We start from the raw sequence: 25,897 nt of genomic DNA on the forward strand, positions 1-25,897 counted from the left end.
CCCGTGTCACTGGAAGGGGCAGCCCGGGTTCGGCACGTCCTCCGAGTAGGGCGCGCCGTGCGGGAGGATGTACAGCACGTCGAGGACGAGCGGCGTGTCGCCCTCGTTGCGCCCGAGGTGGACGTCGCCCGGCCCGCCCGGCTCGCGGACGGTGGTGCCGGTCTTGTACACGCCGTCCTCGGAACAGTCCGAGTGGTAGTGGCTGAGCGTGCCCTGCCGGACGAAGCCGTAGACCGTGCCGTCGTGGTAGTGCCAGCCGGTGGCCTGCCCGGGCGGGACGGTGATCTCCCGTATGACGTAGTCGGTGTTCCCGACGGTGGTGGTGCTGATCAGCTTGGCGGTCACTCCCGGTCCGGGAGGAGTGGCGCCGGCGGAGCCACAGGTCAGGACGGTGCCGGCGACGACCGCGCCGACGACGGCGGTACGGAGCGCGTTGCGCATGCGGAAAGGCCTCCCGGGACGAGGGACGAAGATCGAGTACCGCCGTGAAGATAGAGGCCCGGGCGGCCTGGTGGGGCCGGAACGAGTCAATCCGCCCCGGAACTCCTCCAGTTGGCCATGCCCCGCGCTCTCAGATGGCCGGCCGCTCCCGCACGACGTCCTGCGGCTTCTTGTCGTCCCGCAGGCCCAGGAACCGCGGATGGCGCAGCATCCCGTCCCGCGTCCACTCGGTGAAGTCGATCTGCGCGACCAGCTCCGGCCGCACCCATCGGGCGCCCGCCTCACGCACGCGGCCCTCGAACGGCGGGCCGTCGGTGCGCAGTTCGTCGAGCCGCTCCCGCAGCGAGAGCAGGGTGGCGCGGTCGAAGCCGGTGCCGACCTTGCCCGCGTACCGCAGCTTCCCGTGTTCCTGGTAGCCGAGGAGCAACGCCCCCAGGCCGACCCGGCTGCCGGACGGTTCGGTGAACCCGCCGACGACGAACTCCTGCCCCTGGGAGCACTTGAGCTTCAGCCAGTCCGTGGACCGGCGCGGCTGGTAGTCCCCGTCGGCCCGCTTGGCGATCAGGCCTTCCCAGCCGTGGGCGCAGGAGACGGCCAGCAGGTCGGCGCCGCCCTCGTTGCGATGGGAGGTCAGCCGCAGCGGAGCGCGGTAGGTCAGGGCGCGGCGCAGCAGGGACTTACGGGTCCTGAGCGGCAGCCGGGTGAGGTCGGCTCCCTCCAGCCCGAGCAGGTCGAACACGTAGTACGTCACCGAGACTCCGCTCGCCTCGATGTCCGCTCGGCGTGTCAGGCCCATGCGCTGCTGGAGCCGGGCGAAGTCGGTGCGGCCCCGGGTGAAGGCGACGACCTCCCCGTCCACGGTGAAGTCCGTGCAGGACTGGGCGGCGAGCGCCGCCACGATCTCCGGATACGTGTCGTTGAGGCGACGCCCCGTCCGCGACAGCAGCGTGACCCGCCCGCCGTCCCGCACCGCCAGCAGACGCACGCCGTCCAGCTTCCGTTCGAAGATCCACCCGCTGTCGAAGTCCCGCCGGTCACTGAGCGTCGCGAGCATCGGCCGGGCGGCCAGCTCCACGCCCGGGCGCCCCGTGCGCAGCAGCCCCTGCTCCTTGTCGGGGAGCGAGCCCAGCAGGCCGGACACCGACGCTCACTGCTCCCCGGCGGCCGCCGCGACCTGGGCGAGCGTACGGCCGCTGCTCACCGAGCGGGCCCGCCGCGGATCCGGCGTGCCGTGCCCGTGGGCCGCTCCGCCCGCCTTCACCAGCAGCCAGGCCTCCTCGGTGTCCCCGTCCTTCCCGCCGCGGAAGCGGGTGAGGGCGTACTCGCCGTGCAGCTTCGACCCCTTGAGGCGGAAGCGGGCATGCCCGCGCTCGAGCGACTCCCCGAAGTCGACGGGCCGCCCCTTGCGGTCGTGGCTGAGGGGCTCGTAACTGCCGTGGTCCCACACGATGACGGTGCCGCCGCCGTACTCGCCCTGAGGGATCACACCCTCGAACTCCTCGTACTCCAGCGGATGGTCCTCCGTGGGTACGGCGAGCCGCTTGTCCTGCGGATCGCCGGAGGGGCCCTTCGGGATCGACCACGACTTCAGCACGTCGCCGACCTGCAACCGGAAGTCGAAGTGCATGGTGCTGGCGTCATGGATCTGCACCACGAACCGGGGCTCGGCACCCGAGGCGGCCGACCGCCCCTGCGGTTCCTTGGTCCGCCCGAAGTCGCGCTTGCCGCGATACTCCCGCAGCCGGTCCTGCTCACCCACCTCCGGCTCCTTTCGTGCGCCCTGCCTCGTGGGCCCCGGGTACCCCGCGGGCGGCTCAGAACTCCTCGTGCACCTCGGGGTCCCCGCCGAGCCGCCGGTGGGCCCGGTCGGCGATCGCGTCCAGCTGGGCGGGGTCCAGTTCGAAGCCGAACACGTCGAGGTTCGCCCGCTGCCGCCCGGGGTCGGACGACTTCGGGATGGGCACCGCGCCCAGCTGGGTGTGCCAGCGCAGGACCACCTGGCCGGGCGTCACGCCGAGGGCTTCGGCGATGCCGATGACGACGGGGTCGTCGAGCAGGCCCTTGCCGCGGCCGAGGGGCGTCCAGCTCTCGGTGCGGATGCCCTTGGCGGTGTGGAAGGCGCGCAGCTCCTCCTGCGGGAAGAACGGATGGAGTTCGATCTGGTTGACGGACGGCAGCACCCCGGTCTCCTTCTCCAGCCGCTCGATGTGCTCGACGGTGAAGTTGGAGACGCCGATGGAGCGGACCAGGCCCTCCTCGCGCAGCTTGATCATGGCCCGCCACGAGTCGACGTACTTGCCGACGCGGGGGAGCGGCCAGTGGATCAGATACAGGTCGATGTACTCCACGCCCAGCCGGCTGCGGGACTCCTCGAAAGAGGCCAGGGTCTCCTCGTAGCCGTGGTGCCGGCCCGGCAGCTTCGTCGTCACCACGACCTCCTCCCGGGGGACACCGCTGCGGGCGACGCCCCGCCCGACCCCGGTCTCGTTGCCGTAGTTGGTGGCGGAGTCGACCAGGCGGTAGCCCAGGCGGAGGGCCTCGGAGACGGCCCGTTCCGCCTCCGCGTCGGACATCGGCCAGGTGCCCAGGCCGAGAGCGGGGAGAGTCGTGCCGTCGTTGAGCGTGTGCGTGGGGACACTGATCACCGTCAGGCCTTTCCTCGACTGTGCCGTACCCCCAGCGTCACGGATAGGGTGAGCTGTGATCAACCGGACGGGTGGGGGATGAAGGCAGCGCACGGGATGGGCAGCACCGAGGACAAGGGGGCGGGGGGATCCGGACGGCCCACGTCACGCGACGTCGCCCGGCTCGCCGGTGTGTCGCACACCGCCGTTTCCTTCGTCTTCAACGGCCGCGCCGAAGGCAACCTCTCGCCCGCCACCCAGGAGCGCATCCGCCAGGCCGCCGCCCAGCTCGGCTACCGCCCCGACCCCGTCGCCCGCGGCCTGCGCCGCCGCCGTACCGCCGTGATCGGCCTGATCACCGACGAGATCGCCTCCTCGCCCTTCGCGGGCCGGCTGCTGCGCGGCGCCATGGAGACCGCCTGGGGCAGCGAGCACCTCGTGCTGACCGTCGACTCCGGCGGCGACCGCGCCAAGGAGGACGCGGCCGTCGCCGAACTCCTCGACCGCCGGGTCGACGGCATCATCTACGCCGCCATGTCGCTGCGCCGGGTCCGCGTCCCCGAGGGCCTGCACCGCACCCACTCCGTCCTCGCCAACTGCCTGCCCGAGGACGACTCCCTGCCCGCCGTCATCCCCGCCGAGCGCGCCGGGGGCCGCACGGCAGCCCGGCTGCTGCTGGAGGAAGGCCACCGCAGGGTCGCCATGATCGGCGGCTGTGACGACATCGCGTCGACGGAGCGGCTGCGCGGCTTCCGGGACGCCCTGCGCGCGGAGGGGATCACCGTGCCCAAGGAGTGGGTGGTGCGCAGCGGCGGCGAGATCTCCGGCGGGTACGAGGGGGCGCTGCGCATCCTCGACGGCGCCTCGGCCGACGGGCGCCCGACCGGCGTCTTCTGCTACAACGACCGGGTCGCGGCGGGTGTACTGCACGCCGCGACCCGCCTCGGCATCGCCGTCCCCGGCGACCTCTCGGTGGTCGGCTACGACGACCAGGAGCACATGGCAGCCTTCCTCTCCCCGCCCCTGACCACGGTCGCCCTGCCGCACCGGGCCATGGGCGAGGCGGCGGCCCGGCTGCTGCTGGACGCCATCGACACCGGCCGGACGCCACCTGCCACCGTGCGACGCCTGGCCTGCCCGGTGATCAATCGGGCGTCGCTGGGGCCAGCTCCCACCAGGTGACGGCGGTGACCGGCTGTGCCCAGGTCGCGTCGGCCGCGGGTGGACCCGCTCGGTGGCCCCTCGGGCGCCGCTCCGGCCTCCGCCGGTGACGGCTTCGGCATTCCCTGCTGTGGCCAGGTCGCGCCGGTCGCGGGGCGCAGGTGGGCCCGCTCGGTGATTACTCGGGCGTGGGTGGGCCCGATTTCCACATGGCGACGGCGTTTCTTGCTCGTGCCAGGTCGCGGGGGGCGCGGGTGGGCCCTTTCGATGATTACCGGGGCGTGGGTGACCCTGGTCTACACGTCGCGACGGCTTCCGCGTTCCCTGCTGCCCCCACGTCTGCCCCTCGCGGGGGCGCAGGTGGGCCCCTTCGGCTGTCACGCGGGTGCTGGACCGGCTTCCGCCCGGTGAGGCTTCCGCGGTCCCTGCTGCGGCCAGGTCTGCCCCTCGCGGCGGCGCAGGTGAACCCGTTCGGCTGTCACGCGGGTGCTGGACCGGCCTTCGCCCGGTGAGGCTTCCGCGTTCCTGCTGCGGCCAGGTCTGCCCCTCGCGGGGGGCGAAGGCGGACCCGCTCGGTGATCACTCGGGCGTCGGTGGGACCAGCTCCCACGCCGTGACGGTTTCCGCGTTCCTGCTGCGGCCAGGTCTGCCCCTAGCGGCGGCGCAGGTGAACCCGTTCGGCTGTCACGCGGGTGCTGGACCGGCCTTCGCCCGGTGACGGCTTCCGCCTTCCCGCTACGGTCAGGTCTGCCCCTCGCGGGGGCGCAGGTGGGCCCGTTGGGCTGTCGCGCGGGTGCTGGACCGGCTTCCGCCCGGTGAGGCTTCCGCGTTCCCTGCTGCGGTCAGGTCTGTCCCTCGCGGGGGCGCAGGTGGGCCCGTTCGGCTGTCACGCGGGTGCTGGACCGGCCTTCGCCCGGTGAGGCTTCCGCGTTCCCTGCTGCGGTCAGGTCTGTCCCTCGCGGGGGCGCGGGTGGGCCCGTTCGGCTGTCACGCGGGTGCTGGACCGGCCTTCGCCCGGTGAGGCTTCCGCGTTCCCTGCTGCGGCCAGGTCTGCCCCTCGCGGGGGCGAAGGCGGACCTGCTCGGTGATCACTCGGGCGTCGGTGGGACCAGCTCCCACCCTGTGACGGCTTCCGCGTTCCCCGCTACGACCAGCTCCCGTACATCGCCCGCGCCCAGATAGACCCGCTCGGTGACGGTGACCCGGTCGTCGACGAACAGCTCGAACAGTGAACCGTCGACGAGCACCCGCACCTGCCGTGCGGGTGCCCGCACCACGATCGGTGCCGACCCGTCGGGCCGGGCCCGCGGCCAGTCGCCGCGATCCAGCGTCACGGTGCCCTCGTCCGGGTCCAGCCGGACCGTGAGCCGCGCGCCGGACGCCGACCGCAGCAGGCCCACGGTGGTGCGCCCGTGTGCGGTGACGGTCAGGTCGTACGACGGAGGGAGCGCCACCTGGGCGGGGGCGGTGACGAACGGCTCGGCCGCGCGCAGGAGTTGCAGCTCCGGTGCCGGTGCGACCCGCAGCGCGCCGTCGGGATGGACGTCCACGACGCGTGGTGCGGTGAGCACCCCGGCCCAGCCCGCGTGCTCGACCTCGCCCTGCGCGCGGGCCTCCCAGGACCAGCCCCACATCAGGGCCCGGTCCGGCTCCTGGAGCACGGCAGGCGCGTAGAAGTCCCGCCCATGGTCGAGCCGTCCGCCGGTCCGCGCCTCGAACCGCAACTCCCCTGAGTCGTACGGCTGAAGACGGCCCGTCAGGTAGCCCGTGGCGCAGGGATCGCCGTCCCACAGCGACAGCACGAGCACCCACTCGCCGCTCGCCGTCGCGTACAGCTGCGGGCACTCCCAACCGACCGCCTTGTCGCCGAAGACGTCCGCGGCGACAGGGTCGTTGCCGTCGAGGAGCACCCCGGCGAAGCGCCAGTCGAGCAGTTCGTCGCAGTCGAAGAGCAGGACCGAAGGGGTCCCGTCCGCATGACCTGCCCCGACCAGCGCCCACCGCCTCCCGCCGTGGCGGAACACGAACGGGTCGCGGAACATCACCACGTCCAGACCGGCGGGCGGGCCGGTCACCACGGGTGTCGGCAGCGGCTTCCAGTCGGTCAGCGTCTCGTCGTCCGGCACCACCGCCCGCGCCAGACAGATGGCGCCCAGTCCGGCGTGATCGCGGTCGACGCCGGTGTACACGGCGGTCGGCACCCCGTCGTCGTCGACCACGCAGCCGGACCAGCAGCCCGCCTCGTCCGGGCCGTCGGGCGTCGGCGCGAGCGCGACCGGATGGTGCTCCCAGTGCGCGAGATCGGCGCTGGAGGCGTGACCCCAGTGGACGTTCGTGTGCACGGGCGCGTCAGGGTTGTGCTGGTAGAAGAGGTGGTAGCGGTCCCGCCAGCGGAACGGCCCGTTCGGGTCGTTGATCCAGCCTGCGGGCGGACGGACCCTGAAGCGCGGGGCGTCGGTGCTCAACGATTGACTCCTGCGGACGTGATGCCCTCGCGCAGAGGGCGCTGGCCGACGACGAACACGGCGACGGCGGGGATCATGGACAGGACGACACCGGCGAGGACCACCGAGATGGAGCCGGTGCCCAGGTTGCCCTGGAGGGAGACCAGGCCAAGCGGCAGCGTGTAGTTCTGCCCGGAGGTCTCCAGGATCAGCGGCCGGAAGAACTCGTTCCAGTGGTAGTTGAAGGCCAGCACACCGACGATGGCGAGGCCGGGAGCGGCAAGCGGCGCATACACCGACCGGAAGATCCGCCAGGGCCCGGCACCGTCCAGCATGGCAGCCTCGCCCAGGTCCTTGGGCATGCCCAGGAAGTACTGGCGCATCAGGAAGGTGCCGAACGCCGTCGGGAAGGCCGGAATGATCAGGCCGAGCAGGGTGTCGGTCAGGCCCATCGACTTCAGCACCAGAAAGACCGGCACGATGGTCACCTGCAGCGGCACCATCATCGTCGCCAGCACCAGCCCGAACAGGGGCTTCTTGAAACGGAATTCGAGACGCGCGAACGCGTAACCGGCAAGCCCCGCCGTGACCATCTGGCCGACCGCGATCAGCGCGGTCACCAGTGTCGAGTTCAGGGCGAGCAGCCACACGTCGATCTGGTCGAACACCCCGCGGTAGGCCTCGGCCGTCGGATGCGTCGGGATGATCTTCGGGGGCAGGTCGAAGGACTGGGCCGGGGTGCGCAGCGAGGTCGACACGGTCCAGATGACCGGGCCGAGGGTCAGCAGCGCACACACCGCCAGGGCGGCGATCCGGGCCCACGGCCCGAGGGAGTACCGGGCGCGGCTCAGGGACAGGGTTGCTTGGCTCATGGAGGTCACCCGGCTCACTGGTAGTGGACGAAACGCCGGCTGAGCCGGAACTGCAGAGCGGTCACCGCCATGATCAGCACGAACAGCAGCACGCCCACCGCGGACGCCTCACCGAAGCGCAGCTGCTCGAACGCGGTCTCGTAGATGACCATCACGACGGTGCGGGTGGAGTCGCCGGGCCCGCCGTTGGTCAGCACATACGGCTGCTCGAAGACCTGCAGCGCGTTGATGACACCGACCACGGTCGCCACCAGCAGCGTCGGCGACAGCAGCGGCAGCGTCACATGCAGGTGCTTGCGCAGACCGGTCGCACCGTCCAGGGAGGCCGCCTCGTGGATCTCCTTGGGGATGTTGTTCAGACCGCCGATGAACAGCAGGAACGAGAAGCCGAACTGCTGCCACACATAGACGATGATCACGGTCGCGAGCGCCGCGTGCTCCGAGGTCAGCCAGGGCACCGGCGAGATCCCGACCAGCCCGATCAGCCAGTTCACCACCCCGAAGTCCTGGTTGAACAGGTACTTCATCACCACGGAGATCGACGCGGCGGACAGCACCAGCGGGAAGAAGAACGCCGAGCGGAACACCGAGCGCAGCCACCCCGGCATCCGCCCGTTCAGGGTGAGCGCCAGCGCGAGGGCGATCAGGAGCTGCGCGGCGACCGCGAAGACCATGAACACGAGCGTGTTGAGGAAGGAGACCCGCACGGTCGAGTCGGTGAAGACCTCACGGTAGTTGGCCGTCCCCGCGAAACTCGGCGAGTCGATCACGTTCCAGTGGAACAGGCTCAGCACCACCGAGCCGACGATCGGCACGACCGTGAACACGACGATGCCGACGATCGTGGGTGCGAGGAAGAGGGCGGCGAGCAGTCGGGTGCCGCGGGTGCGCAGAGGTGAGGGCCGCGAGACGTCCACGGCCGGCGTGGCGGCCCGCGGCCGTACGGCGGGCACCTGGGTGTTCGTCATGCGTCACGCTCCATGGCCTTCTCCAGGTCGCCCTGCATCCGGCGCAGTGCGGGGCGCACCGAGCGCGGTGAGGCAAGGGCGGTGCCGGTGTGCTTGAGCAGCACCTCGGTCACCTCGGCGACCTGCGGCGGGGCCGGGATCGGCCCGGTGTCCGGGAACTTGTCGAGGGTGTCGTAGAAGACCTGCCAGTGCTTCGGGCCGGTCTCCCGGTAGCGGGCGGCGGTCAGCATCGAGCGGCGCGCCGGGGTGGTCTGGTTGGTGTCGAACAGCCGCATGAGGGTGTCCCGGCGGGCGGCGTACTTGATGAACTCCCAGGCCTCCTCTTGCCTCTTGGAGGTGCGCAGCAGCGCATAGCCCGCCGCGCCGAACTGGTGGCGCTGGGTGCGCCAGCGCGGGAAGAACTGCACGTCGAAGCCGTCCGCCTTCATCCCGGCCAGGTGCAGGCCGCCGGCCCAGAAGCCGCCCGCCGGGGTGACGCCGACCCGGCCGGTGGAGAACACGCCGACGAGGTTCTGGCCGTTGCCGCCCTCGGGGCGGGTGCACAGGCCCTCCTGGATGAGGGAGGCGAGATAGTCGTACGTCTCCTCCACGCGTCCGGCCGTGGCCTGCGGGCTCGTCCAGCGGAAGCCGCCGCCGCGGCCCTGCCGCTGGGCGGCCGGATAGAAGGAGTCCCACAGCCAGGCGCCGCCCGGCGCCTTGGACTCCGTGAGCAGGTTGGTGCCGCCCGCGAAGAGCCAGGGCACCACGCCGCCCCACAGCCGGTTGGTCCAGAAGTACGGCGTGAACTGCGAGCCGCTCGATCTCTTCATGGCCCGCAGCAGCGTGGTGAAGTCGTCGCGGGTCCAGTCGGGCGCCGGGAAGTCCGCGCCCGCCCGCTGGAGCACCTGCCGGTTCAGATACATGTCGGCCGCGTTGAACTCGACGGGCAGCTGGTAGAGGTGCCCCTCGTACATCATCGACTCCACCAGCGAGGGGTGGACGTCGGCGAAGTACTCCTTGAGTTCGGCCGCGTCCCGCTGCACCCAGCGGTCCAGCGGGACCCCGAGGCGCTGCGCGAACAGCTGTACGCCCTCCGTGGCGACGTAGACGAGGTCGGGCGCGGTGCCCGCCGCGATCTGGGTGAGGATCTTCGCGAAGAAGTCCGACCAGTCGACGGCCTGTACGGCGTTGATCCGCAGCTTGATGTCGGGGTGCACCTTCCGGAAGCCTTCGGTGAGGGTGCGGATGGCCTCCGGGCCGTAGGCGGGGCCGAGGGTGGCGACGACGAGGGAGCCGTCGTCACGGCCGGGGATGTCGGCTCCGGTGAGCCGGTCCCAGCTCGCGGCGGTGCCTGCCAGCGCGGCGGCCCCCGCTCCGTAGGCCCCGTACCGCAGCAAGGTGCGGCGGGTGACGTGCGAGTCGGTCATCCAACATGCCTAACTCGTGTTAGATCAGGGTCGATGCCCCAGATGATGGAAAGCCCGCGACGGGCCTGTCAAGATGCGTGCACCCCTTGACCTTTAACGAGTTAGGCCGCACAGTCCTGCACCACATGAGCCGCCGTTCTCCACTCGACGACGAGAGGAACGAAGAGTGATGCGTGGGATGTCCCGGAGAGCCCTGCTGGCCGGCACCACTGCCGGTGGAGCCGCCGTGCTGTTGCCTGCGGCGCGGGCCACCGCCAAACCCAAGGCGACCAAGGCGGGTTGCGCGAGCTATCGCGCCGCCTACCACTTCACGGTCCCCGACGCCTGGAAGAACGACCCCCAGCGGCCGGTCTGGATCGACGGCGAGTACCACTACTACTACCTCTACAACGCCGACTACCCGACCGGCCCCGTCGGCACGGCCTGGCGCCTGGCCACCAGCACCGACCTGGTCTCCTTCACCGACCGCGGCGTCGCCGTGCCGAAGGACACCACCTTGAACGGTGACGTCTGGTCGGGCTCGGCGGTCGTGGACACCGACAACACGGCAGGCTTCGGCGCCGGTGCGGTGATCGTCATCGCCACCATGTCGCCCGGTGGCGGGACCGACCACCAGGAGCAGTTCCTGTACTACTCCACCGACGGCGGCCGCACCTTCACCAACCACGGCACCGGCCCGGTGCTGCCCAACCCCGGCGTCGCCGACTTCCGCGATCCCAAGGTGATCCGCGACGAGGAACGCGGCCGCTGGGTGATGGCCCTCGCCGAGGGCACCAAGGTGGGCTTCTACCACTCCGCCGACCTCAAGTCCTGGACGTACGCCGGTGGGTTCGTCAAGGACGGGATCGGCACACTGGAATGTCCCGACCTGTTCCGCATCACCGCCGAGGACGGGACGGTGAAGTGGGTGCTGGGCGTCAGCGCCAACGGCAAGGGCTCGGGGCTGCCCAACACGTACGCGTACTGGACCGGCGCCTTCGACGGCAGCGCCTTCACCGCCGACACCCCCGACCCGCAATGGCTCGACCACGGCTGGGACTGGTACGGCGCCGTCACCTTCGAGAAGCGGAACACCAACGGCACGCCGGACCCCGGCGGACGCTACGCGATCGGCTGGCTGAACAACTGGGACTACGCCAACACCACGCCCACCATCGACTGTGACGGCTTCAACGGCACCGACTCGATCGTGCGCGAACTCACCCTGAAGCGGGACTCCGCCGGCACCTACTACCTCGCCTCCCGGCCGGTCGCCGCCCTCGATGCATACGTCTCCCGCACGGTGAACCTGGGCGATGTGACCGTGGACGGCACCAAGGTGCTCGACTACACGGGCATCTCCTACGAGCTCACCACGGAGATCACCTGGAACCAACTCACCGGCGCCGGGCTCCAGTTGCGCCGCTCGCCCGACGGCGGACGCCATATCGACGCCGGCATCTACAACGACTACGCCTTCCTGAACCGCCGCAACACCGTCAACCCGGACGCCTCCGGCAAGTGGCAGGAGAGCCACACCCCGTTCAGCCGTTCGGCGGGCACGGTGAAGCTGCGCATCCTCGTGGACCGGACGTCCGTGGAGATGTACGTCGACGACGGCCGGTACGTGCACTCCAGCGAGGTGTTCCCGTACCTGGTCGACACCGGTCTGGCGCTGTTCACGATCGACGGGACGGCGGTGTTCCGGAACACGGTCATACGGGAGTTCGACATGTGAGCACGACCGCCTCGCGCCGCGGAAAACCCTGTGGAGCCATCGCGGCCGGACGCGCAGACTGGACGAGGCAGGAAGGAGGACGACATGCCGACGGCCGAAACCGTCGCCCTCGTCGACGCACTGGGCAGTGAGCCACGGCGACCGGGTGCCTTTCGTGAACTCCTGCGGCGCGGGGCGGAGGCCGTGCCCGACATCCGCCGAGGCCTGAGGCACCCGCTTCCCCGGGTGCGGGAGGAATGCTGCAGGCTGCTGGACCAACTGCTGGTGCCCGAGGCGCTGGACGAGCTGACCGCCATGCTCGACGACCCGGACGCCCGGGTACGGGTGGCGGCGCTCCACGCCCTGTCCTGCGACCGCTGCAAGCCGGACGCGGACGCCTGCCGCCCCCACCGTGCCGCGCTCCAGCCGCGCGCGATCCAGCTCCTGCACCACGACCCGCACCCCCACGTCAGGGCCATGGCCACGGAACTCGTCGGACTGTGGGTGCACAGCTCCCCGCAAGCAGCAGCCGCCCTGGCCCGCGCCCACGACGAGGACCCCTCACCGGCGGTGCGCAAGAAGGCGGGCTGGTACGCGCCGGGCGGCACCGTCCATCGCCGGACGGTGCCGAAGACTGCGCGTATGTCCCGGGCTTGATCGGCAGGCGGTCTCATACGTCCGGCAGTTGGGGGCGGGTCGGCCTCGCTGGGCGAGTCGGGTGACGTCTTGGCGGGGGCCGTGGCGCATGCGGAGGAGCGGGATGGGGGCGCAGGGTGGCCGTCGTATGGGAGGGCGGGGTGGTGTGCGTCCGGCGGTGCCGTCCATCGCCGGACGGCGCCGAAGCCCGCGCGTAGGTCGGGCCGGATCGGCAGGCGGTTTCACACTTCCGGCAGTTGGGGGCCGGGTCGGTCTCCTCGGGCGGGTCGGGTGGCGTCTCGGTAGCGGCCCCGGCGCGTCCCGAGGTGCGGGATGGGGGCGGAGGGGGTTGTCGCGTTGGACGGTGGGTTGGTGCGGGTGATCGCCGGACGGCGCCGAGGCCCGCACGTATTTTGCGGGCCTGCTCGCTAGAGCCTCGAACGTCCCGCAGTTGGTGGCCGGGTCGGGTGGCGTCTCGGCAGCGGCCCCGGCGCGTCCCGAGGTGCGGGATGGGGGTGGAGGGGGTTGTCGCGTGGGACGGTGGGTTGGTGCGGGTGATCGCCGGACGGTGCCGAAGCCCGCACGTATCTTGCGGGCCTGCTCGCTAGAGCCTCGAACGTCCCGCGGTTGGTGGCCGGGTCGGTCTCCTCGGGCGGGTCGGGTGGCGTCTCGGCAGCGGCCCCGGCGCATGCGGAGGAGTGGGATCGGGGCGCAGGGTGGCTGTCGCATTGAAGGCGGATGCTACGCGCCCGGCGGTGCCGTCCATCGCCGGACGGCGCCGAAGACTGCGCGTATGTCCCGGGCTTGATCGGCATGAGGTTTCACACGTCCGGCAGTCGGGCCGGGTCGGCGTCACCGGCGAGGAGGGCCTCATCTCCCAGCGCGCCCCCCGAGCCAGTGGAGGAGCGGGACCGGGCGCAGGACGTTCGTCGTAGTCCCTGCGAAGATCGGATACGGCGACCGGCCGAGCGGAGCCGGTCCGGGTGATGGCGGAGTGCGCATGACGAGTGAGCGGGATGCGGTGGCGGGTGTCGAACGGACCGCGGGTATTGAGGTGACACCGGTTGCCGGGCACATCGGGGCCGAGATCGCGGGCGTCGACCTGGCCGGTGACCTGGACGAGGCCGTGGTCGCCGCGATCCGGGCGGCGGTGCTGCGCTGGAAGGTGGTGTTCTTCCGCGGGCAGCGGCTGGACCACGCCGGGCACGTGGGGTTTGCGCGCCGGTTCGGAGAGCCCGTCGTGCTGCGCAAGCGGGGCGGCGCCTCGCCGCCGGACTTCCCCGAGGTGGAGACCACCGCCGACCGGCTGGAACTGGGCGGGAAGTTCGGCATGGAGCACGAGGAGTGGCTGCAGCGCCGCCGGCACACCCTGCTGCGCGGCTGGCACTGCGACCACGGCGCCCGCATCGACCCGCCGGCCGCGACGATCCTGCGCGCGGAGACCGTCCCGCCGTACGGAGGCGACACGACGTGGTCGAACCTGGCGGCCGCGTACGCCGGACTGTCCGGACCGGTACGGGAGTTCGTGGACGGGCTGCGGGCCGAGCACCGGCTGGGCGTCGGCTACCAGCCGAGGCCCGGCGACGACGCCTATCTGCGCCACCTGCTGGACCATCAGGTCGCTTCCGTGCATCCACTCGTGCGGGTCCACCCGGAGACGGGGGAGCGGGTGCTGTTCGTCAACGGCTACTACCTTGAGCAGATCACTGACGTCTCCCGCCCGGAGAGCCGGGCGCTGCTTGACATGCTGCTGGAGCAGGCGGTGCGGCCCGAGTACACGGTGCGGTTCCGCTGGGAGCCGGGCAGCGTGGCCTTCTGGGACAACCGGGCCACCATCCACCTCGCTCCCAGCGACAACGCCCACCTGGGCTTCCCCCGGATCATGCACCGGGTGATGCTCACGGGGGATGTCCCCGTCGGCGTGGACGGCAAGCCGTCGCAGCCGCTCGTCGGGACCGAACCCGGCCGCTGGTGACGCAGGGCCTCAGGCGGCGGGCTGCCAGCCGAGCGCCGGCCCGAGCCGCGTGGCCATGTCGGTGAGGATCTGCACATAGTCCTCGTGCTCGAAGGTGAACGGCAGCGCGAACGCCACCTCGTCCACCTCGCGGAACGCCGCATGGGCGTGGAGGCGTTCGGCGATCTCCTCGGAGCTGCCGACGATGTCCGGCGCGAACATCAGTCGGGCCGGGCCCTGCGGCGAGGCCGTGCGAGGGGTGCGCTTGGCCGCGAACTCCTCGTATTTCGCGCGCTGTTCGGGCGAGGCGGAGTCGGTGGGGATGACGACCAGGCCCTGTGAGACGCGGGCGTCGTCGCCGTCGGGGTGATGGGCTCGGAAGGCCCGGATGTGGGACAGCTGGATCTCCGCGAAGTCCGGGTCCGCCTCCCCGCCCCCTCCCTGCGGGCTCTCCGCCTTGACGACACTGCTGGTGAGGAAGTTCATGCCCTGCTCACCGGCCCAGCGCGCCGAACTCAGGCTCCCGCCGCCGTACCAGAGACGCCGGCCAAGACCGGGGGAGTGCGGCTGCACCCGGTCCGAGAACACCTCGAACCCCTCGACCCCGCTGAAGTCCGTGGCGCTCTTGCCGCGCACGAAGTCCAGCAGCCGCCGCACCCGCTCGTAGGAGAAGTCCTCGGCCTCCGCCGTGTCCGGATACAACGCCTCCTTGACCTGGTCGTAGTGCATCGGCGGGCCGACGCTCACGCCGGGGTTGATGCGGCCCCCGGACAGGATGTCGACCGTCGCCAGGTCCTCGGCCAGCCGCAACGGGTTCTCCCAGCCCAGCGGGATGACCGCGGTGCCGAGCTCGATACGGCTGGTGCGCTGCGAGGCCGCCGCCATGACGGCGACGGGGGACGAGATGCCGTACTGGAGATGCCGGTGGCGCAACCACGCGCTGTCGAAGCCGAGCCGCTCGCCCAGCTCGATGATCTCCAGCGTGGACTCGTGGCCGCGCCGCGGATCCGCCTCGTCGAACAGGCCGATGGTCAGGAAACCGAGCTTGCGCAGGGGGCGTGAGGTCGGCGGCACGGGCTCCTCCATGGTTGTTTGATGTATCAAGTATTACGGCTGTGCCAACCAGGCGGGCATGGGAACTGTTCCCCGTGCGCGGGTCAAGATCAGGTCATCTCAGGTCAGCGGAATCGTGACCTCGTCCTCCAAGGGAGGTTCGATCTCCTGCGCGCGGTTGCCGGTGGCCGCGTAGCAGCGCAGGTGGATCGCCTCCGGGGTGACGTCCAGACGCAGGAACTGCTTGAAGAACGGCGGGCTGTACGTCGCCGAGCTCGGCGAGAACAGCTGTGTGTAGATCTTGCGCACCGGGAGGCGGAAACGCGACGTGCGGTCGGGGCGGCCGCCGGCGCCGAGCAGACTGGCCACGATGCGGATACGGCGGGTGACGCGAACCTCTCCGCCCGGCGTACGGGTCGGCGGTATGCCGAGCCGCTCGGCGATCACGGCCATCGCCTCGTCCTCGGTGAGGGTGAAGAAGCGGCGCAGGTGCAGCCGCCGCCCGTAGAGCCTGCTGTAGAAGGCGAGGGAATCACCGCGCAGCGGATAGCAGCGGAAGTCCCTCTCGGTGACGCCCGCGATGCCGATACGGGGGATGGTGTGCGTGGCGTGCATGAACGCCCCGCCGCCGCCGGAGACGACGTACTGGATGGTTCGGCCGTCCACCTGGACCGGGTAGCGCTGGTAGTTGTGGATGTCGCCGCCGATCGCCGCCACATAGTGGTGGTCGGGGTCGCGGACGATGTCGTCGACGGTGCCGTGGCCGCCCTCGATGGTGCAGGGGTGGTGTTCTCCGTCGACGTACAGGGGCGATCCGGTGATGAGGATCTTGGGGCGGGGGCCCTGGGAGACCTCGCGCAGCCACGCGCCCTGTTCGGCGTCGATCGTGCCGAGCAGGCCGGTGTCGATGCCTATGATCCGCAGGGGTCCGGCGTCGATGGCCCAGTACGGGCCCGGCTGGACGGCCTGCTGGGCCTGCGCGGAGCGCAACTGGCGTGCCTCGTCCAGGTGTTGACCGTCAGTGGGGCGCGGCCGGTGCCACAGGAGCGAGCGCACCCAGGCCCGGCTCAGGGGGCGCGGTGCCGGCTCGGGGGCGAGGGGCGGGGCGTCCCCGCAGAAGACGCGCATGAAGGCGCCCAGGTCCTCGTACCAGTCGTGGTTGCCGGGTATCGCGTAGATCGGCGCCTGATAGTCCCGGTAGGGGCGGAAGAACTTCGTGGCGTAGTCGTCCGCGCTGCCCACCGGGTAGATCACGTCGCTGGCGACGACGGCGAAGTCCGTGCCCTGACCGATCTTCAGGAACCCTGGTACGACGGCGTACTGGGGATCGTCGCCCTCGCCGGTGTCACCGATGACCATGAAGGAGAACCGGTCCGCATCCGTGCGCCGGATTACCTTGTCGGCGGGCGCACCGGCCGCCTCGCGCTGTGCCACCCATCTGCTGCGCGTACGGCCCGTGGGGTCCCCGAACCAGGAGGCCACTACGCCATTGCGGGCGGACCACAGCGTCTTGGGATTGAGCCAGGAGAGCTTCTCGACGTGCTGCGGCATCAGCCGCTTGTAGTCACCGCGTTCTGTGGTGCCCCAGCCGGCGCCCTGGGCGGTATCGCGTGAAGAGTCAGACACCGGTGAACCGTAACAACGGTCAAGTGGCGGACGGGAAGAGGGTCTCGGCCTTCGGCGCGCCGGACCGGGCATGCCTGCGGGCGTCTGGGCCGCGCGCGGCACGGGACGGCGCTTTGCGGTAACCCGCCGGGGAACTACGGCAGTCGGACCGCCGAAGCTGCCAAGGAGCCGGCCTGTGGACGGCCTGTCATCCGACCCGGCGTTCGGTGCGCCTCGAACCGCCGTCGCGGGTGCCGCCCGGCGCACCCGGCTTGGCCCTGCCGTCTCCGCCGCCGCGGCACCCGGCGGCAGTTCACCACTCGCGGCTGGGCGGCGGTGCCCACTGGGGCGCGGGCGGGGCGGCGGTCCCGTACTGATCCTGCCGGGGCCGTGCAGGAGCGGCCCGCCCGCCGTACGGGTCGATGCTGTGCTGGGGTGCGGGCTCTGCAGCCTTGTCGGCGACGGAGGTTCGCCGCGCTGGGGCCGACCTGTTCCACTCGCCGTCGCCCAGTACCAGAAGCGGGTCGAACATGACCACCACACCGGCCAGCAGCAGGAAGACGGTCGGCCCCAGGAGCATGGGCAGCAGTAAGGAGGTGGGCGAATCGCCCGTCCAAGCCCCGCTTCTGTCGCCGTGGACATGGACGCTGACGGCGGCCATGGCCGTGTAGTGCATGCCGGAGACCGCAACCCCCATGACCAGACTGGCCCCGAGACTCGTCATGAAGCCCCGGACAGTGACAGCCGCCCACAGTGCGGCTGTCGCGGCGACGATCGCGACGGCGACGGACAGGGCGACGGTGAGCGGGTCGTACCGGACGTCCCCGTTCACCTCCACCGCCGCCATGCCGAGGTAGTGCATCGCGGCCACGCCGAGACCGGTGACCACGCCCGCGACACCCAGCGTGACCTTGCCGGCACCCCGATAGCCGACGATGAACACGCCGATGCCGACCACGACGATCGACACGGCCAGGCTCAGCAGCGTCAGCCCGGTGTCATAACGGATCCCGGTCTCCTCGACCTTGAATCCGAGCATGGCGATGAAGTGCATCGTCCAGATCCCACAGCCGATCGAGGCGGCCCCGAGCGCCAGCCAACCCGGCTTCCAGGACCCCTCGTTCAGCAGGGACCGCACGATGCACCGCAGTCCCAGCGCCCCTCCCAGGCAGGCCATCAGATAGGCCGCCACCGGGGTCACCGCACCATAGCGGAACCCGTCAATCGTGCCCTGCATCTGCCAACTCCCCCCAGAGCCCTGGCAATTTGTGGAGCCAGGTCTACGGGTAAGAGCCGCGTAAATGCAAGGGCTTACCATTGGTAACTGAATAACTCTCAACTATCAGGGGTTGACCCCGGTCGCAAAGGGGCGAGTTCCAGCCAGCCGTCGACGCCTTCGGGCCATGCACGGCTTGCGACCGTCACCTCCAGGGCGCGTACCCGGCGCCCACGCGCGCCGGACTCCGCGGAAGTCGCCGTCCTGCGTGCCACCAGAGCCCGCTCGACCCCCTTGCGGCCGCCCGAAGCGCTGAACCACGAGTTACCACCATGTTATCGAACACCCAAGCGCACCCCAGGCGTTGGGTGGCCGGAAGCCAAGGGGTGGCAAGGATTCAGTGAGGTCATTGATTCTTCACTTTGTATTTCTACCCGCATAGACCCGGTGGTGCTGTCATGCACACACCCGCCCGGAATCCCGGGCCCATCGCGGGAGAACCCCCATGCGTGCCATGCGCCGCCTCACCGCCACCACGGCATCCCTCACCCTCTCCGTCGCCGGCCTCATCATCGGCACGGGCTCGGCCGCACACGCGGCCGACTGCTCGCAGTCCTACCTGCCGCTGCCGGACCCGACCTGCCAGCCCGGCGCCTACAACCCGGACGTCACCCAGTCCACGATCGACTCGACGATTTGTGTGTCCGGCTGGACCGCCACCGTGCGCCCCTCCAGCTCGTACACCAACGCCCTGAAGGTCAAGCAGATAGCGGAGTACGGCTACTCCGACACCAGTACGGCGGACTACGAGGAGGACCACCTCGTCCCGCTCGAGCTCGGCGGCGCTCCCAAGGACGCGCAGAACCTGTGGCCGGAGCCGCGCTACGGCGACGAGACCGCCGCCAGCAAGGACTCGGTGGAGACCAAGCTCAAGAAGGCCGTCTGTGCCGGCACGGTCACCCTCGACGACGCGCGCAGCGCCATCGCCAGTGACTGGACCACCGCCCTGTCCTCCCTCGGCCTCAGCTGACCCTTCGGCGGCACCACCCGGCGGTCTGCCCGCATCCCCAGCGGGCAGACCGCCTGGTCGTACAGGGCCGTACAGAGTCGCACGCGTCAAACAGAGGGATAACCCTCGAATGACCGGAACCCTGCTGACATGGACCGGTCAAGACTGTCATCCTCCTCCCCAACCGCCGCGCCCACCCCCCACGTTCTCACCACGCAGTGACGATCCCGCACAGCTCGGCTCGTCCCGGTCAGTACACCCGTCTGCCCGGTCTGTCACCGGCCGCCCCACGCGGCCGCAGCAGTAGGAGAACGAGTGAGACGCATCCCCCGCAAGCGGACAGCGGTCGCAGCCCTGGTCTCCACCGCGGCCTGCCTCGCCGTCGGCATCCAGTCGGTCCCGGCGAACGCGAAGCCCGCCGCCCCCCATCCCAGCCCCCTCCGCGCCGGGGGACTGGAGGCAAAGCTGACCCCGGCGCAGCGCAGCGCACTCATCAGGAGCGCCAAGCAGAAGGCGACCGCGACCGCCCGCACGATCGGCCTCGGCGCCAAGGAGAAACTGGTCGTCAGGGACGTCGTCAAGGACAACGACGGCACCCTGCACACCCGCTACGAGCGGACCTACGCCGGTCTCCCCGTCCTCGGCGGCGACCTCGTCGTGCACACCCCGCCGGCCTCCCTGGCCGCCGGGACGGTGAGCACGACCTTCAACAACAGGCACACCATCAAGGTCGCCTCCACCACAGCGAGCTTCACCAAGGCGGCCGCGCAGACCAAGGCCCTCAAGGCGGCCAGGTCCCTCGACGCCCGGCGGCCCACCGCCGACAGCGCCCGCAAGGTCATCTGGGCGGGCACCGGCACCCCGAAGCTCGCCTGGGAGACGGTGGTCGGCGGCTTCCAGGACGACGGCACGCCCAGCCAGCTGCACGTCATCACCGACGCCACCACCGGCAAGGAGCTCTACCGCTACCAGGGCATCAAGACGGGCACCGGCAACACCCAGTACAGCGGCACGGTCACCCTGAACACCACGCTGTCGGGATCGACGTACCAGCTGTACGACACCACCCGCGGCGGCCACAAGACGTACAGCCTCAACAACGGCACCTCGGGCACCGGCACCCTGATGACCGACTCCGACGACGTCTGGGGAACCGGTTCGGGGTCCGACACGCAGACGGCGGGCGCGGACGCGGCCTACGGTGCGCAGGAGACCTGGGACTTCTACAAGAACACCTTCGGCCGCAGCGGCATCAAGAACGACGGCGTCGCCGCCTACTCCCGCGTCCACTACAGCACGGCGTACGTGAACGCGTTCTGGGACGACAGTTGCTTCTGCATGACCTACGGTGACGGCTCCGGCGGCACCCACGCCCTGACCTCGCTGGACGTGGCCGGCCATGAGATGAGCCACGGCGTCACGTCCAACACGGCAGGGCTCGATTACACCGGTGAGTCCGGCGGCCTCAACGAGGCGACCTCGGACATCTTCGGCACCGGCGTGGAGTTCTACGCCAACAACGCCTCCGACCCCGGCGACTACCTCATCGGCGAGAAGATCGACATCAACGGCAACGGCACGCCGCTGCGTTACATGGACAAGCCGAGCAAGGACGGCTCCTCGGCGGACAGTTGGTACTCCGGCGTCGGCAACCTCGACGTGCACTACTCCTCCGGCCCCGCGAACCACATGTTCTACCTGCTGTCCGAGGGCAGCGGCACGAAGACCATCAACGGCGTCACCTACGACAGCCCGACCTCCGACGGCGTCGCCGTCACCGGCATCGGACGGGCCGCGGCCCTGCAGATCTGGTACAAGGCGCTGACGACGTACATGACGTCCAGCACCGACTACGCCGGAGCCCGCACCGCCGCCCTCAATGCGGCCGCCGCGCTGTACGGAACCGGCTCCACCCAGTACGCCGGTGTCGGCAACGCCTTCGCCGGCATCAACGTCGGCAGCCACATCACCCCGCCCTCCTCGGGCGTCACGGTCACCAATCCGGGCAGCCAGTCCTCCACCGTCGGCACGGCGGTGAGCCTGCAGATCTCGGCCGGCAGCACCAACAGCGGCGCGCTGACCTACGCCGCGACCGGACTGCCCACGGGTCTGTCGATCAACAGCTCCACCGGCGTGATCTCCGGGACCCCGACGACGGCCGGCACCTACAGCACCACCGTCACGGTGACCGATTCGACCGGCGCCACCGGCACCGCCTCCTTCACCTGGAGCGTCAGCTCAAGCGGAGGCGGCGGCTGCACCTCGGCCCAACTCCTCGGCAACCAGGGCTTCGAGTCGGGCAACACCACCTGGACCGCCACCAGCGGCGTCATCACCAACGACAGCGGTGAGTCGGCCCACGGCGGCTCGTACTACGCCTGGCTGGACGGTTACGGCTCCACCCACACCGACACGCTGTCCCAGTCGGTGACCATCCCGAGCGGCTGCAAGGCCACGCTCACCTTCTATCTGCACATCGACACCTCGGAGACCACCAGCAGCGTCGCCTACGACAAGCTGACGGTCACCGCCGGATCGAAGACCCTGGCGACGTACTCGAACCTCAACGCCGCCTCCGGGTACACGCAGAAGTCCTTCGACCTGTCGTCGCTGGCGGGCTCGACCGTCACCCTGAAGTTCAGCGGTGTCGAGGACTCCTCGCTCCAGACCAGCTTCGTCGTCGACGACACCGCGCTGACGACCGGCTGATCCCGCCCACGGATCCGGGCCTCACCCTCGTCCGCCGCGGGGTGAGGCCCTTCGTCGTCAGTTGAACGGGTCAAGGGTCAGGTCCGCCTGCTGGGGGCTGCCGTCGTGGACGAGCGACTCGTGGTTGCCGACATCGTCGAAGGCGAACGCGTAGGCCTTGCCGTCGGCCATCTGCGCGTGGATCGCGCGGGCGTACTGGTTGGTCACCGAGTCCTGGTAGAAGTTCACCGAGGACGTGTCGGGCTGGTTGGGGTCGACCAGCAGAGTGGAGCGGTTGAAGCCGGCGCACAGGGTGCGTGAAATGGGGCCGCGTACCTGGTCGTTGGGTGCGTCGAGCAGTTTGTGGCAGCCGAAGACGCTGTCCGCGTCCGGTTTCTGGAAGGTCGTGACCACGGTGCCGGAGCCGTCGGTGAAGTTCATGACGCCGCCCGAGACCCTGCCGTAGTACTTGGTGTTCGGCTGGTCGCCGAACGGTGTCACGGTGAGGGTCGCCGATGTGTACTTCTGCCAGACGCGGTTGATGTAGTCGTCCATCACGGACGCCGGCAGCGCGCCGGACTCCAGTCCGTGTCCTGGTGCCAGCGCCCGCAGCACCGTCCCGTCGGAGCGGGTCTGGATCAGCCCGGCCCAGCCGCCGGGCTTCCCGCGCAGATCGTTCAGGACGCCGTTGTAGCCGCCCGGCTTGAGGTGTCCGGTGGTGGTCGTGCTCCCGCCCGCCCCCTGCACGCCCACCGCGTAGGGCGCGGAGAACATGTCGACCTGTGTGCTGTTCAGCCACAGGCCGGAGTCGTTGAGTGTGTACTCGGACCAGTTGAACAGCATGTCGTGGTTGGGGTCGCTCGGATTCTGCACGGCGGGCTGCACGAGACCGCCGGTGGTCAGCTTGAACACCAGCTTCTGCCCGTAGGAGAAGTAGATGCGTCCCGAGAACTTGGGGATCCGGATCGTCTTCGACTGGCCGGAGGCCGGTCCCGCGATCGACGCGTCCGGCGCGGGTGTCGGCGGATTGCCGCCGGCCGGCCAGGCGTGGAAGGTGCCGTTCGCGTCCGCCCAGCCCTGCTGTCCCGTCGAGAGCAGGGTGCCGATCGTGTAGACGTAGACCGCGTCACCGCGGCCGGAGTTGTTGGTCACCTGCAACGGGATCGTGTCGGGCACCGCCGCCTTGGCGGACGAGGGTGCCTGGATCGCGATCACCGCGGCGACGAGTGCGGCTGCGGCTGTGGGGGCCGTCAGACGACGAGTGAGCTTGTGGTGCACGCTCCACCTCCGTGTGTGGGGTCACTCGAGGGGATGGGCCGAATTGGTCCGGACCTGTTGTGAGAGCGCTCTCAAACTGGCACCGGAGTTGCATGCATGTCAATAAGGGTGACGTGAGGGAAAGAAAAGGCGCCCGCGGGATGAACCCGCGGGCGCCTGCGGCAACTTGTCAGAACGTCCGCTGAAGAAGGTCGAGGAGCGCTTCCCAGTGACGCTCGGCGGCCTCCTTGTTGTACGAGGAGGTGTCGGCCTGCGTGTACCCGTGCTGCGCGCCCGGGTAGACCTCGCAGCGGTGCCGGACACCTGCCGCGGTGAGCGCGTCCTCCAGGCGCTGGATCTGCTCCGGGGGAAGCGACGGATCGTTGTCGGCGTGCCCGAAGTACACCTCGGCGGTGATGTGCTCGACCACGGAGTGCGGGCTGTCCGGCGCCTCCGTCGCCAGCTGACCGCCGTGGAACCCGGCCGCGGCGGCGACCCGGTCCGGGTAGGTGCCGGCGGTGATCAGGGACAGCCGCGCCCCCATGCAGTAGCCGGTCAGTGCGACCGGGCCGTCGGCGACGAGGGGCGATTCGGCCATCCACTGCAGATACCCGGCCGCATCGCGCTTCGCCAGGTCAGGGGTGACGGACATGACCAGCGGGCCGACCTTGCCCCAGATCTCCGGGCGGGCGGCCGGGTCGATGAACTCGGGCAACTCGACGACGGGCGTGCGGCCGTGCCGGTAGAAAACGTTGGGCACCAGCACCGTGTAACCGGCCTCGGCGAGCCGGTCGGCCATCGACTTCAGGTGGGGGCGGATCCCGAACGCGTCCATGTAGAGCAGGACGCCGGGCCGGGCACTGCCGTCGGCCGCGTGCGCCACATAGGCGTCCGCGACGCCGTCCGCGGTGGGGATGTCAACGGTGGTTCCTTGTACGGAGGTCATGGGGGCTGCCTCTCTGCGCGCTCGGCGCCGACCAACTCATGCGGCCCGACGGGCCGGTCGCGGTCATCGTTGCACGTGCCACCCAATCCGACGAAAGGGCCCCCGGCCTGGGGAGACGCTGGAGTTCACTCGAACCGCGAGGTGTCCCCGGCTCCCCGCCGTACGATCTCCGCCTCGCCGCCCGAGAAGTCGATGACCGTCGTCGGCTCGGTGCCGCAGTCCCCGGAGTCGACCACCCCGTCCAGCACATGGTCGAGACGGTCCTTGATCTCCCAGCCCTGGGTCATCGGCTCCTCCTCGTCCGGCAGGAGCAGCGTGCTGGACAGCAGCGGCTCGCCGAGCTCGGTGAGCAGGGCCTGGGTGACGACGTGGTCGGGGATGCGCACACCGACCGTCTTCTTCTTCGGGTGCTGCAGCATCCGCGGCACCTCCTTCGTCGCCGGCAGGATGAAGGTGTAACTGCCGGGCGTCGACGCCTTGATGGCGCGGAACACGTCGTTGTCGACCCGTACGAACTGGCCGAGCTGCGAGAAGTCCTGGCACACGAGGGTGAAGTGGTGCCGGTCGTCCAGGCGGCGGATGGTCCGGATCCGCTCGATGCCGTCACGGCTGCCCAGCCGGCAGCCCAGCGCGTAGCAGGAGTCCGTCGGATACGCGATGAGCGCATCCGCGCGGATGCTGTCGGCGACCTGGGCGATGGTGCGCGGCTGGGGGTTTTCGGGGTGCACGTCGAAGTACTTCGCCATTCGCCGAGCTTATGCCGTGCCGACCTTGGCGACGAACGCGGCGACGTTCGCCACGGTGCGCCGGATCTTCTCCTCCAGGGTGATCGTCTCGTGCAGCCGCGCCCCGACGCCCGCGTCCCGCTTGCCCCGCACATACAGCGAGCAGGCGAGGTCGCTGCAGATATAGGCGCCGATCGAGTTGCCCTGCTGCCCGGCCTTGCCCGCCTTGGGCGCGACCATCAGGGAAACGCCGCCGGAGTGGGTGGTCAGGCACATCGAGCACATGCTGCGCCGTGCGTGGCCCACGGTGGCGCCGGCGCCGCGCAGTGCGACGGCTCTGGGCCTGCCGTCGCTCCACTCGGTGACGAGGTAGGCGCGGTCGGGTGCCTGGGGGTCGCGCCAGCCGAGGAAGTCCAGGTCGCCCCAGGGTCGCTCGGCCAGGTCGCGGGGCACGGACAGACGCTTGGCCTCGCCCTTGGTGCAGTTCAGGAAGGCGGCGCGGATCTCTTGCTCGGTCAGCGGTTCCATAACCCCACGCTAATTTGCCTAAATGCTTTAGGCAAATGCATAATCGGCTCGGGGACTGAGTCTGGCGAGAGAGGAGGGCGGCCATGGTGCGCGTCGGGCTGACCACGGAACGTGTGGTGCGGGCAGGAGCGGAGCTGGCGGACGAGGTCGGCTTCGACCAGGTGACCGTCTCCGAGCTGGCCCGCCGCTTCGACGTCAAGGTGGCGAGCCTGTACTCGCATGTGACCAGCTCCCAGGACCTCAAGACGCGGATCGCCCTGTTCGCCCTGGAGGAGCTCGCCGACCGGGCCGCCGACGCCCTCGCGGGCCGCGCCGGCAAGGACGCCCTGATCGCCTTCGCCAACGCCTACCGCGACTACGGCAGGGAACACCCCGGCCGCGCGGCCGCGGCCCGGCTACGGCTGGACCCCGAGACCGCGGCTGCCAGTGCGGGCGTCCGGCACGCCCGGATGACACGCGCGATCCTGCGCGGCTACGACCTGACGGAACCGGACCAGACGCATGCCGTACGGCTGCTTGGCAGCGTCTTCCACGGCTACTCGAGTCTGGAGACGGCGGGCGGCTTCAGCCACAGCGCCCCCGACTCGCAGGAGAGCTGGACGCGGATCCTCGATGCCCTCGATGCCCTCCTGCGCAACTGGCCCACCGCCCCGACCCTTTGATCGACA

General features: G+C 70.4%; 22 protein-coding genes. 7 read left to right on the plus strand and 15 right to left on the minus strand.

Annotation, left to right across the window (positions count from 1 at the left end; genetic code table 11):
• Positions 1–6: 6 nt before the first annotated feature.
• The 4 genes from ABD355_RS10070 to ABD355_RS10085 form a co-directional block, all read right to left on the minus strand.
• Positions 7–441, minus strand: coding sequence for a cupin domain-containing protein (locus tag ABD355_RS10070; protein WP_344399828.1), 435 nt, complete (start codon positions 439–441; stop codon positions 7–9).
• A 130-nt stretch (positions 442–571) separates the two neighbouring features.
• On the minus strand, positions 572–1,582 hold the full coding sequence (gene ligD, locus ABD355_RS10075; protein ID WP_344399829.1) for a non-homologous end-joining DNA ligase: 1,011 nt from the start codon (positions 1,580–1,582) through the stop codon (positions 572–574).
• Between the two features lie 6 nt (positions 1,583–1,588).
• The gene (locus ABD355_RS10080; protein WP_344399830.1) at positions 1,589–2,200 is read right to left on the minus strand and encodes a DNA polymerase ligase N-terminal domain-containing protein; all 612 of its coding nucleotides are present in this window, start codon (positions 2,198–2,200) and stop codon (positions 1,589–1,591) included.
• A gap of 55 nt (positions 2,201–2,255) precedes the next feature.
• Positions 2,256–3,086, minus strand: a complete 831-nt coding sequence (locus ABD355_RS10085; RefSeq protein WP_344399831.1) for an aldo/keto reductase — start codon at positions 3,084–3,086, stop codon at positions 2,256–2,258.
• A gap of 96 nt (positions 3,087–3,182) precedes the next feature.
• Here ABD355_RS10085 and ABD355_RS10090 point away from each other — a divergent pair, with 96 nt between their 5' ends.
• Positions 3,183–4,247, plus strand: coding sequence for a LacI family DNA-binding transcriptional regulator (locus ABD355_RS10090; RefSeq protein ID WP_344399832.1), 1,065 nt, complete (start codon positions 3,183–3,185; stop codon positions 4,245–4,247).
• A 1,067-nt stretch (positions 4,248–5,314) separates the two neighbouring features.
• Here the strand turns inward: ABD355_RS10090 and ABD355_RS10095 are convergent.
• From ABD355_RS10095 to ABD355_RS10110, 4 genes are read right to left on the minus strand one after another with little or no spacing between them, the layout of a single operon-like run.
• Positions 5,315–6,691 carry a glycoside hydrolase family 32 protein gene (locus tag ABD355_RS10095; protein WP_344399833.1) on the minus strand — a complete coding sequence of 459 codons (1,377 nt, stop codon included), beginning with the start codon at positions 6,689–6,691 and terminating at the stop codon, positions 5,315–5,317.
• Complete coding sequence (locus ABD355_RS10100; RefSeq protein ID WP_344399834.1) at positions 6,688–7,542, minus strand: carbohydrate ABC transporter permease; 855 nt, start codon at positions 7,540–7,542, stop codon at positions 6,688–6,690. The genes ABD355_RS10095 and ABD355_RS10100 overlap by 4 nt, the downstream gene beginning before the upstream one ends.
• A gap of 14 nt (positions 7,543–7,556) precedes the next feature.
• On the minus strand, positions 7,557–8,510 hold the full coding sequence (locus ABD355_RS10105; RefSeq protein WP_344399835.1) for a carbohydrate ABC transporter permease: 954 nt from the start codon (positions 8,508–8,510) through the stop codon (positions 7,557–7,559).
• Positions 8,507–9,916 (minus strand): extracellular solute-binding protein, encoded by a 1,410-nt coding sequence (locus ABD355_RS10110; protein ID WP_344399836.1) that lies wholly within the window; start codon positions 9,914–9,916, stop codon positions 8,507–8,509. Before ABD355_RS10110 ends, ABD355_RS10105 begins: the two co-directional genes overlap by 4 nt.
• Positions 9,917–10,085: 169 nt before the next feature.
• Between ABD355_RS10110 and ABD355_RS10115 the strand changes: the two genes are divergently transcribed.
• The 3 genes from ABD355_RS10115 (at position 10,086) to ABD355_RS10125 (ending at position 14,223) form a co-directional block, all read left to right on the plus strand.
• A complete protein-coding gene (locus tag ABD355_RS10115; RefSeq protein WP_344399837.1) occupies positions 10,086–11,633 on the plus strand; it encodes a glycoside hydrolase family 32 protein in 1,548 nt (515 codons plus the stop codon).
• 84 nt (positions 11,634–11,717) lie between these two features.
• The gene (locus tag ABD355_RS10120; protein ID WP_344399838.1) at positions 11,718–12,269 is read left to right on the plus strand and encodes a HEAT repeat domain-containing protein; all 552 of its coding nucleotides are present in this window, start codon (positions 11,718–11,720) and stop codon (positions 12,267–12,269) included.
• Positions 12,270–13,248: 979 nt separating this feature from the next.
• Entirely contained in the window at positions 13,249–14,223 is a 975-nt protein-coding gene (locus ABD355_RS10125; protein WP_344399839.1) for a TauD/TfdA dioxygenase family protein, read from the plus strand.
• A 9-nt stretch (positions 14,224–14,232) separates the two neighbouring features.
• Here ABD355_RS10125 and ABD355_RS10130 read toward each other — a convergent pair whose 3' ends face one another.
• From ABD355_RS10130 to ABD355_RS10140, 3 genes are all read right to left on the minus strand, one after another.
• Positions 14,233–15,276: an LLM class flavin-dependent oxidoreductase gene (locus ABD355_RS10130; protein ID WP_344400100.1), complete on the minus strand. Its 1,044-nt coding sequence runs from the start codon at positions 15,274–15,276 to the stop codon at positions 14,233–14,235.
• A 99-nt stretch (positions 15,277–15,375) separates the two neighbouring features.
• Positions 15,376–16,881, minus strand: coding sequence for a metallophosphoesterase family protein (locus ABD355_RS10135; RefSeq protein ID WP_344399840.1), 1,506 nt, complete (start codon positions 16,879–16,881; stop codon positions 15,376–15,378).
• Positions 16,882–17,173: 292 nt separating this feature from the next.
• Positions 17,174–18,097, minus strand: a complete 924-nt coding sequence (locus ABD355_RS10140) for an MHYT domain-containing protein (RefSeq protein ID WP_344399841.1) — start codon at positions 18,095–18,097, stop codon at positions 17,174–17,176.
• A gap of 484 nt (positions 18,098–18,581) precedes the next feature.
• On the opposite strand from ABD355_RS10140, the gene ABD355_RS10145 reads away from it, so the two are divergent.
• Together ABD355_RS10145 and ABD355_RS10150 are read left to right on the plus strand one after the other, a co-directional pair.
• Positions 18,582–19,106 (plus strand): hypothetical protein, encoded by a 525-nt coding sequence (locus tag ABD355_RS10145; RefSeq protein ID WP_344399842.1) that lies wholly within the window; start codon positions 18,582–18,584, stop codon positions 19,104–19,106.
• A 294-nt stretch (positions 19,107–19,400) separates the two neighbouring features.
• Positions 19,401–21,794: a M4 family metallopeptidase gene (locus ABD355_RS10150; protein WP_344399843.1), complete on the plus strand. Its 2,394-nt coding sequence runs from the start codon at positions 19,401–19,403 to the stop codon at positions 21,792–21,794.
• Between the two features lie 57 nt (positions 21,795–21,851).
• Here the strand turns inward: ABD355_RS10150 and ABD355_RS10155 are convergent, their stop codons facing one another.
• The 4 genes from ABD355_RS10155 to ABD355_RS10170 form a co-directional block, all read right to left on the minus strand.
• Positions 21,852–23,051, minus strand: coding sequence for a glycoside hydrolase family 64 protein (locus ABD355_RS10155; RefSeq protein WP_344399844.1), 1,200 nt, complete (start codon positions 23,049–23,051; stop codon positions 21,852–21,854).
• Between the two features lie 169 nt (positions 23,052–23,220).
• Complete coding sequence (locus tag ABD355_RS10160; protein ID WP_344399846.1) at positions 23,221–23,976, minus strand: dienelactone hydrolase family protein; 756 nt, start codon at positions 23,974–23,976, stop codon at positions 23,221–23,223.
• A gap of 125 nt (positions 23,977–24,101) precedes the next feature.
• Entirely contained in the window at positions 24,102–24,722 is a 621-nt protein-coding gene (locus ABD355_RS10165) for an L-threonylcarbamoyladenylate synthase (protein ID WP_344399847.1), read from the minus strand.
• A 9-nt stretch (positions 24,723–24,731) separates the two neighbouring features.
• The gene (locus ABD355_RS10170) at positions 24,732–25,229 is read right to left on the minus strand and encodes an FBP domain-containing protein (protein ID WP_344399848.1); all 498 of its coding nucleotides are present in this window, start codon (positions 25,227–25,229) and stop codon (positions 24,732–24,734) included.
• 83 nt (positions 25,230–25,312) lie between these two features.
• Here ABD355_RS10170 and ABD355_RS10175 point away from each other — a divergent pair, with 83 nt between their 5' ends.
• Positions 25,313–25,891, plus strand: coding sequence for a TetR/AcrR family transcriptional regulator (locus tag ABD355_RS10175; RefSeq protein ID WP_344399849.1), 579 nt, complete (start codon positions 25,313–25,315; stop codon positions 25,889–25,891).
• The last annotated feature ends 6 nt before the right edge of the window (positions 25,892–25,897 follow it).

The sequence above is a fragment of the Streptomyces longisporus genome, assembly GCF_039532765.1.
GTDB classification, from domain to species: domain Bacteria; phylum Actinomycetota; class Actinomycetes; order Streptomycetales; family Streptomycetaceae; genus Streptomyces; species Streptomyces longisporus.

Excerpts from the sequence above, each read along its gene's own strand:
- ABD355_RS10100 (WP_344399834.1), bottom strand. The coding sequence starts at position 7,542 with ATGAGCCAAGCAACCCTGTCCCTGAGCCGCGCCCGGTACTCCCTCGGG.
- ABD355_RS10140 (WP_344399841.1), bottom strand. The coding sequence starts at position 18,097 with ATGCAGGGCACGATTGACGGGTTCCGCTATGGTGCGGTGACCCCGGTG.
- ABD355_RS10105 (WP_344399835.1), bottom strand. The coding sequence starts at position 8,510 with ATGACGAACACCCAGGTGCCCGCCGTACGGCCGCGGGCCGCCACGCCG.
- ABD355_RS10175 (WP_344399849.1), top strand. The coding sequence starts at position 25,313 with ATGGTGCGCGTCGGGCTGACCACGGAACGTGTGGTGCGGGCAGGAGCG.
- ABD355_RS10070 (WP_344399828.1), bottom strand. The coding sequence starts at position 441 with ATGCGCAACGCGCTCCGTACCGCCGTCGTCGGCGCGGTCGTCGCCGGC.
- ABD355_RS10165 (WP_344399847.1), bottom strand. The coding sequence starts at position 24,722 with ATGGCGAAGTACTTCGACGTGCACCCCGAAAACCCCCAGCCGCGCACC.
- ABD355_RS10090 (WP_344399832.1), top strand. The coding sequence starts at position 3,183 with ATGGGCAGCACCGAGGACAAGGGGGCGGGGGGATCCGGACGGCCCACG.
- ABD355_RS10110 (WP_344399836.1), bottom strand. The coding sequence starts at position 9,916 with ATGACCGACTCGCACGTCACCCGCCGCACCTTGCTGCGGTACGGGGCC.
- ABD355_RS10160 (WP_344399846.1), bottom strand. The coding sequence starts at position 23,976 with ATGACCTCCGTACAAGGAACCACCGTTGACATCCCCACCGCGGACGGC.
- ABD355_RS10125 (WP_344399839.1), top strand. The coding sequence starts at position 13,249 with ATGACGAGTGAGCGGGATGCGGTGGCGGGTGTCGAACGGACCGCGGGT.
- ABD355_RS10170 (WP_344399848.1), bottom strand. The coding sequence starts at position 25,229 with ATGGAACCGCTGACCGAGCAAGAGATCCGCGCCGCCTTCCTGAACTGC.
- ABD355_RS10115 (WP_344399837.1), top strand. The coding sequence starts at position 10,086 with ATGCGTGGGATGTCCCGGAGAGCCCTGCTGGCCGGCACCACTGCCGGT.
- ABD355_RS10145 (WP_344399842.1), top strand. The coding sequence starts at position 18,582 with ATGCGTGCCATGCGCCGCCTCACCGCCACCACGGCATCCCTCACCCTC.
- ABD355_RS10120 (WP_344399838.1), top strand. The coding sequence starts at position 11,718 with ATGCCGACGGCCGAAACCGTCGCCCTCGTCGACGCACTGGGCAGTGAG.